The sequence below is a fragment of the Zoogloea oryzae genome (assembly GCF_030161255.1).
Classification (GTDB): Bacteria; Pseudomonadota; Gammaproteobacteria; order Burkholderiales; family Rhodocyclaceae; genus Zoogloea; species Zoogloea oryzae.
In genome coordinates this window covers 1-8,010 of record NZ_BSPX01000116.1, presented here as the reverse complement: position 1 = coordinate 8,010, position 8,010 = coordinate 1, and the positions used below count along the sequence as shown (strand labels likewise).

General features: G+C 68.3%; 5 protein-coding genes and 1 pseudogene. 4 read left to right on the top strand and 2 right to left on the bottom strand.

Features of this window, described 5'->3' with window-relative positions:
• Positions 1-939, top strand: a pseudogene (locus QQK25_RS21545) (FimV family protein); the annotation flags it as partial.
• Positions 940-952: 13 nt separating this feature from the next.
• Here the strand turns inward: QQK25_RS21545 and QQK25_RS21540 are convergent.
• Positions 953-1,699 carry a Nif3-like dinuclear metal center hexameric protein gene (locus QQK25_RS21540; protein WP_284189813.1) on the bottom strand — a complete coding sequence of 249 codons (747 nt, stop codon included), beginning with the start codon at positions 1,697-1,699 and terminating at the stop codon, positions 953-955.
• A gap of 69 nt (positions 1,700-1,768) precedes the next feature.
• On the opposite strand from QQK25_RS21540, the gene QQK25_RS21535 reads away from it, so the two are divergent.
• On the top strand, positions 1,769-2,932 hold the full coding sequence (locus QQK25_RS21535; protein WP_284189812.1) for a Do family serine endopeptidase: 1,164 nt from the start codon (positions 1,769-1,771) through the stop codon (positions 2,930-2,932).
• A gap of 383 nt (positions 2,933-3,315) precedes the next feature.
• Here the strand turns inward: QQK25_RS21535 and QQK25_RS21530 are convergent, their stop codons facing one another.
• Positions 3,316-4,296 carry a ferritin-like domain-containing protein gene (locus QQK25_RS21530; protein WP_284189811.1) on the bottom strand — a complete coding sequence of 327 codons (981 nt, stop codon included), beginning with the start codon at positions 4,294-4,296 and terminating at the stop codon, positions 3,316-3,318.
• 367 nt (positions 4,297-4,663) lie between these two features.
• On the opposite strand from QQK25_RS21530, the gene QQK25_RS21525 reads away from it, so the two are divergent.
• On the top strand, positions 4,664-7,396 hold the full coding sequence (locus tag QQK25_RS21525) for a tetratricopeptide repeat protein (protein ID WP_284189810.1): 2,733 nt from the start codon (positions 4,664-4,666) through the stop codon (positions 7,394-7,396).
• A gap of 72 nt (positions 7,397-7,468) precedes the next feature.
• Positions 7,469-8,010: glycine-rich domain-containing protein (locus QQK25_RS21520; protein WP_438696562.1), on the top strand; the 542-nt coding region annotated here is incomplete at its 3' end.

Genomic DNA, 8,010 nt, shown 5'->3' with positions numbered 1-8,010 from the left:
GTGGCGGCTCCGACGCCCGCGCCTGCAGCCCCGGCTCCTGCGCCGGCCCAGCCGGCCACCGGCGGCCTCCCGCCTGACATCGCCGAACAGCTTCACGTGTGGGGCGCGCCTGTGGGCGGCCTGATCGCGGTGCTGGTCGGCGGCGGAGCGCTGGTCTGGCTGCGCCGTCGCCGCAACGCCGAGGCCTACGAGGAAGATACCGGCGAGCCCACCACCCAGCCCGATTTCCGCATCAGTGCGCCGCCCTCCACCCGCAGCCAGCAGATCGAGAAGAAGAACGCCCCGCTGCCCCCCGAGCGGGACGAGCCGCAGTTCCACCACGCCGACCACTCCGAGCCCCCTCCGGTGGTCGATCACGGCGGCGAATGGGCCGAGCCCACCTTCGCCCCGGCGCATCCGATCCCCTTCGACCAGACAGTGGACGAGCAGGATTCGGCGCTGGAACTCGCCGAGATCATGATGTCCTTCGGCCGCACCCAGGGCGCTGCCGAAACCCTCGCCGACTACATCCGCAACAACCCGCGCCAGGCCGTCAAGCCGTGGCTGAAGCTCCTCGAGGTTTATTACGTGGCCGGCATGCGGGCCGAATTCGAAGTCCTCACCCGCCAGCTCAACAAGACCTTCAACGTCAAGATGGTGAGCTGGAACGACTTCAAGGACATCCGCTCGACCCCGGACACCGTCGAGCAGATGGCCCACATCTGCCAGCGCCTGCAGGACCTGTGGGGCACGCAAGAGGCCCAGGTCTACATCCACCAGATCCTGCGCGACAACCGCAACGGCACCCGCCAGGGCTTCCCCCTCAGGGTGGTCGAGGAGCTCCTGCTGCTGCTCGCCATCCTCGACGACGAGCTCGGCCCCTACAAGCCGCCGGTCGAGCCGACCCTCGAGGCGATGGAGACCGCCCCACCGCCCACCCTCTCCGCCTTCGACGTGTAACCCACCCCGGCCGTCAGACCGGGTTGTCCACCTCAACGAACTCCGCCTCGATCCCGAACGCCGCGGCCAGATGCGCCCCCAGGGCCTTCACGCCGTAGCGCTCGCTGGCGTGGTGGCCGATGCCCAGATAGGCCACGCCGGATTCCCTCGCCAGATGGGTGGTCGGCTCCGAGGCCTCGCCCGACACGAAGCAATCCACCCCCTGGGCGATCGCCTGTTCGAAGTAGCCCTGCGCGCCGCCCGTGCACCAGGCGATCCGCTCGATCCGCCGGCCTGGGTCGCCCAGCATCAGCGGCTCGCGCCCCAGCCGGGCCGCCGCGCCGCGGGCCAGGGCGTCGAGGGTTTCGCCCTCCGCCAGCCGCCCCGTCCAGCCGATGTCCTGTTCGCCGAAGCGCCCTTCCGGCAGCCAGCCCATCAGCCGGGCGAGCTGGGCGTTGTTGCCCAGTTCCGGGTGAGCATCGAGCGGCAGGTGATAGGCGAACAGGTTGATGTCGTTGGCAATCAGCGTACCCAGCCGACGCCGGCGCAGCCCGGTGATGCAGCCGTCCTCGCCGCGCCAGAAATACCCGTGATGGACCAGCACCGCATCGGCACCCCGCGCCACCGCCGCGTCAAGCAGGGCCTGGCTCGCAGTCACCCCGCAGACGATCCGCGCAACCTGCGCCCGACCTTCCACCTGCAGGCCGTTTGGGCAATAATCCTTGAAGCGTGCGACATCCAGCAGGGTGTCGAGATAGCGCCGCAGTTCGGCTCGTTCCATGGCCGTCATTCCTTTTTCAAGCATTCCGCAATTTGACAGCGCCCGCTGGCGCCGGTGGCCGATTCTACGATGCATCGCCTTTGGATGATCTTCACCCAAGCCGTCACCATCTCGGTGGCGCTGCTTTTCGTCGTCAGCACCCTCAAGCCGGAGTGGGTCAGCGACCGCCCTGCCCTGCCCGCCATCACCATCCAGGAAGCCATCGCGCCTGCCGCAGCGCCCTCCGGGCGCACCACCACCTCCTACGCCGAAGCCGCCCAGCGGGCCCTGCCGGCGGTGGTGCACATCTTCACCAGCAAGGACGTGAAGAGCCAGCGCCACCCCTTTGCCGACGACCCCCTGTTCCGCCACTTCTTCGGCGACCGCCTCGACAACCGCCCCCAGCAGCGCGCCTCCGGCCTCGGCTCCGGCGTCATCGTCTCGCCCGAAGGCTATGTGCTCACCAACAACCACGTGGTCGAGGCCGCCGACGAAATCGAAGTGGCCCTCAACGACGGCCGCAAGCTGCCCGCCCGCATCGTCGGCCGCGACCCGGAATCCGATCTCGCGGTGCTGCAGGTCAAGGCCGACAGCAAACTCAACGCGATCACCTTCGGCCACCCGGAACAGCTCCACGTGGGCGACGTGGTGCTCGCCATCGGCAACCCTTTCGGCGTCGGCCAGACGGTGACGATGGGCATCGTCTCGGCCCTGGGGCGCACCCACCTGGGCATCAACACCTTTGAAGACTTCATCCAGACCGACGCCGCCATCAACCCCGGCAACTCCGGCGGCGCGCTGGTGGATGCCGCCGGCAACCTGATCGGCATCAACTCGGCGATCTACTCGCGCACCGGTGGCTCGCTGGGCATCGGCTTTGCCATCCCCGTGTCGCTCGCCCGCAACGTGATGGAGCAGATCATCCAGACCGGCGCCGTCACCCGCGGCTGGATCGGCGTGGAGGTCCAGGCGATCACCCCCGAACTTGCCGACTCCTTCGGCCTGCCCTCGTCAGAAGGCACGCTGATCTCCGGCGTGATGCGCAGCAGCCCGGCCGACCGTTCCGGCGTGCGCCCTGGCGACGTGCTGCTCTCCGTCGATGGCCGCAAGGTGAATGACCCTCAGGCCATGCTCGAAGCCATCGCCGCCCTCCCCCCGGGCCGCCAGGCCGGTTTCGAACTGCGTCGTGGCAAGGAGAAGCTCGACATCAAGGTCGAGGTCGGCCGCCGCCCGGCGCTCTCTCGCGGCGACTGACGCCTCCCACACAAGAAAACGCAGCCGGCCGAAAACCGGCTGCGAGCGCTTCCGTGACGGAATAACAACCCGATACAACTCGGATGTTGCGGCGCAGCATCTGCAGCGCTATTCTGCAGCTGTCTCCTCCACCCTCCTCCTTTGGTGTGGATTTAACCCGAGTGGCGCCCCCGCCCTCGGGTTTTTCTTTTGGTGCGCCGCCTGTCGTGCCAACCACCAGTGGGCAAGCTCACGCCGAGCGCCGCGATGCCTTCCGCCAGATCCGGCCACCTGGCTGGCAAGCACACGGGCCCGGCACCGAAAACGGTGACGGGCCCGCAAGCCTCAAGGGGCAGCATCCGGCAGGGTCATTGATGGCCTTATCGCCCCCGCCCGCAGTCGACTCAACCGAGCCCGTCGCGCAGGCGCACCATCTCCGCCAGGTTGCGGCGCACGCCTTCCAGCTGGCGCTCCACCAGGGCGCGCACCGAAGCCGGCATCGGCTTGCCGAGCGCATCCCGGAAGGTCTGCAGCGCCTCGTCCTCCGCCGCGACGCACGCGTCCAGCACGATCTTGTCGTCCTCGGAGCTGAAAACCGTCTTCAGGCTCGTCCAGCCACGCATGAGCGCGCCCTGCACCGAACCATGCTCTGCCGGCCGGCCACCGAGCCGTTCGATCTCGTTGTCGAGTTCGATGACGGCCGACGCGCAATCGGCAGCGCGACGCTGCATCACCGCCGAAATCACCGGCATCTTCGCGTGCGCCGCCGCATGACGGAAACCTTCTTCCCCGTCGCGGCTCATCACCAGCAGGGTGTTGAGCGTATCGATCAGCTCGTCGGGGTCGACGGGCGTCCCTTCGACGGCGCGCGCGGTGCGGCGCGACGCAGCCCGCTCCCAGGCAGCCTGCACGGCCGGACGCGCGTCGTCCCACGCCATGTTGCGGCCCGGCGAGCGCAGCCAGTCTTCGGCAAGGCGCGATTCGGCCTCCACATACGTTCCGGGGTAGCGCTCCACACCCAGCCAGCCATGCTCGAAAGCAGGGCGGTAATATTCATAGGGCGTGCCCGGGCGATAGTAAGGTTCCCGAACGTGGGCGTCGGCCCAATACACGTCGTCATCGGCCGCAGGCCCGATCGTATCGACCAGCACCTTGCCGCCGGCAGCGCCGGCCACGGCGCCGATCACCCCGCCAACCGCTGCACCCACCGGGCCCGCCGTTGCCGCACCAACCGCCACACCGGTGGCAACGCCCGAGGCAGCTCCGCCGACCAGGCCGATCTTGGTTGCCGTGGATTTGTCGTCGGCACTTGGCGCCATCGGCGTCGTGACCTTGCCGTCAACCGGATGGGGCAGTTGCTGGGTTTCGATCATTCTCTGGTTCATGGCTGTCTCCTTATTAGGTAGTGAACACGGAGTCATCTTCCCGCGTCCCGAGACGCATCTCGATCAGCCACCGGCGCAAGCACCTGTCGGCCGGGGCCGACATCCCCGTAGGACTACCCACCCACGCAACCGGCCGCCCTGTGAAAACGGTTACACGGGGACACACGAATATTGTTGCAGCGCAGCATTTCCTCGTCTATATTTGAATCGTCTCCTCCACCCTCCTCCTTTGGTGTGGATTTAACCCGAGTGGCACCCCCGCCCTCGGGTTTTTCTTTTGGCGCGCAGCCCCCGCGCAAGCCACCGGCCGGCAGACCCCGCCGCCGGTGTATCCTCACCCCGGATGAATAGCGCGAAGAGGGCGCCCATGAGCGAGGCGAGGAGCGAGGTGAAGGTCTTCCTATCCACCGTCAGCGCGGAGTTCCGCAGCTACCGGGACGCGCTGCGCCATTCCCTCGACCGCCCCAACGTCACGGTCAAGGTTCAGGAAGACTTCATCGCCACCGGCACCGAAACCCTGGACATGCTCGACCAGTACATCCGCCAGTGCGACGTGGTGATCCATCTGGTGGGCGACATGACCGGCGCGATGGCCCAGGCGCCCTCCGTCGCGGCAATCCGCACCAACCACCCCGATTTCGCCACCAAGCTGCCAGTAGCTGATTTTCTGGAAACCAACAGCCCGCCGATGCCCTACACCCAATGGGAAGCCTGGCTGGCCCTCCACCACGGCAAGCGCCTCATCATCGCCGCGCCCGAACCCGACGCCCCCCGCGACCCCGGCTGCGCCCCAACACCCGAGCAGATCGCCGCCCAGCAGGCCCACCTCGCCCGGCTGGCCAGCGTCGAGCGCTTCCCCGGCATCCGCTTCCGCTCCGTCGACCACCTGGCCACCGAAGTGTGGCGTTCCGGGTTGCTCGACATGCTCGTCGCAGCCGGCCTCGGGCGGCGGGTGGATTGCCTGCCCTACGCCAGCCTGGGCGCACTTTTCATGGGCCGCGACGCCGATCTCGATGCCCTCGCCGCCCACCTCGGCCCGGCCCCGACCAGCGCCGAACACCCCACCGCCTGCATGGCCCTTTGGGGCCTGGGCGGCATCGGCAAGACCCGGCTGGCGCTGGAATACGCCTGGCGCCGGGGCGGCGGCCACCATGCCCGCCTGCTGCTGGGCGCCAGCAGCCCGGCCACCCTGCACGCCAACCTCGCCGCCCTGTGCGCCCCCGGCGCCCTCGACCTGCCCGAACACCACCTCACCGAAGAACCCCGCCGGCACGCCGCGGCCATCGCCTGGCTCAACCACCACCCCGGCTGGCTGCTCATCCTCGACAACGCCGACGACGAATCCGCCGCTGCCGCGGTGGAAGCCCTGCGCGCCCGGCTCACCGGCGGCCACATCCTGATCACCAGCCGCCTGCCCAACTGGAGCACGGCGATCCACGCGCGGGAAGTCGCAGTGCTCGCCCCCGACTCCGCTGCTGACTTCCTGCTGCTGCGCACCGCCAACCGCCGCGCAACCCAGCCCGACGACGAGGCCGACGCCGCCCGGCTGGCCCACGAACTGGGCTACCTCGCCCTGGCCCTGGAGCAGGCCGGCGCCTACATCGCCAAACTGCGCCTCAGCTTCGGCGAGTACCTCGAACGCTGGCAGCGCCAGCGCAGCAAGGTGCTCGAATGGTTCGACCCGCGCCTGATGCAGTACCACGCCAGTGTCGCCATCACCTGGCAGACCAGCTTCGAGCAGCTCACGCCCTCCGCCCGCCGCCTGCTGCAACGCCTCGCCTGGCTCGCCCCCGCGCCCATCCCCACCACCCTGCTGGACGTGCCCATCCCCGGCGAGAACGCCGACCTGCGCGAAGCCCTGGTGGAACTGGAAGCCCTATCCCTCGCCCGGTTTTCGGACAACGGCGGAAGCTTCACGGTCCACAGACTGGTACAGGCAGTCACCCAGCAGGATCAAGCCACCGACCCCGACCACGCCCGGCTGGCAGAGGCACTGCAGTGGGTGGATGACGCCTTCGTCGGCGAACCACAGGACGTGCGCAACTGGCCAATCCTTGATCCCCTCGCCGACCACGCCGTGGCCGTGGCAGACCACGGCGCGACGAACGGTCTAACCGGCCCCTGCGCCCGACTGTTCAATGAGGTCGGCGTACTCCTCAATGCCAAGGCTCAATACGCCGAAGCCGAATCCCTGAAACGTCGCACCCTTACCATCAACGAAATCCATTTCGGCCCCGACCACCCTGAAGTCGCCACCTGCCTCAACAACTTGGCCACACTGCTCCAAGCCACCAACCGCCTCGCTGAAGCCGAACCCCTGATGCGCCGCGCCCTGGCCATTGACGAAGCCAGCTTCGGCCCCGACCACCCCGACGTTGCCATCGACCTCAACAACCTGGCCCAACTGCTCCAAGCCACCAACCGCCTCGCTGAAGCCGAACCCCTGATGCGCCGCGCCCTGGCCATCGACGAAGCCAGCTTCGGCCCCGACCACCCCACCGTCGCCACCCGCCTCAGCAACCTGGCCTCACTGCTCCAGGCCACCAATCGCCTCGCAGAAGCCGAACCCCTGATCCGTCGCGCCCTGGCCATCGACGAAGCCAGCTTCGGCCCCGACTACCCCACCGTCGCGATCCGCCTCAACAACCTGGCCCAACTGCTCAAAGCCACCAGCCGCCTCGCTGAGGCCGAACCCCTTATGCGCCGCGCCCTGGCCATCGACGAAGCCAGCTTCGGCCCCGACCATCCGGACGTCGCCATCGACCTCAACAACCTGGCCCAACTGCTCCAAGCCACCAAGCGCCTCGCTGAAGCCGAACCCCTGATGCGCCGCGCTCTGGCCATCGACGAAGCCAGCTTCGGCCCCGACCATCCGGACGTCGCCATCGACCTCAACAACCTGGCCCAACTGCTCCAAGCCACCGACCGCCTCCTTGAAGCCGAACCCTTGATGCGCCGCGCCTTGGCGATCTTCATTCGCAACCTCGGCCCCGACCACCCCAACAGCCATATCGTAGGCGGCAACTACATCGGCCTCCTCCACGCCCTCGGCAAGCCCGAAGCCGAGATCGTGGCCACCCTGCGTACCCTTCTGAAATAGCCGACGCCCGTCACATCCCCGCAACAATCCGCCGCTAGCGTGGCGGCCATGAGCGATAACAACAATAACAACATGACTTATGACTCCCCTGCCGCCCGCGATCTGTGGCTGCGGCTTCAGCAGTGGTCGCCGGATCGTCCTGGCGCGGCCCATCCCCTCTCGCACCGACTCCAGCTCGAAAACGGCTGGACGGCCGACTTCACCCGGCGGGCCATCGACGAATACCGGCGCTTCGCGTATCTGGCGATGGTGGCCGGGCACACGGTCACCCCGTCGGACGAGGTGGATCAGGTGTGGCACGCCCACCTGCTGTACAGCCGCGATTACTGGGACGACTTCTGCCCCCGCGTGCTCGGCAAGCCCCTGCATCACCAGCCCAGCGATGGCGGGCCGGAGGAGGCGGCGCGGTACAGCCAGCTCTACCGGCTGACGTTGGCGAGCTACGAGCGGGTCTTCGGCGAGGTGCCGCCCCAGGATCTGTGGCCGGCGCCGGCGGTGCGCTTCGGCGGGCGTTTCCAGCGGGTCAACCTGCGCACCCACCGCGTACTGCCGCACCTCGACCTGCCCGGCCGCCTAGGCCCGCTGCTGACCCGGGCCCGGGGCGCGGCGGCGGC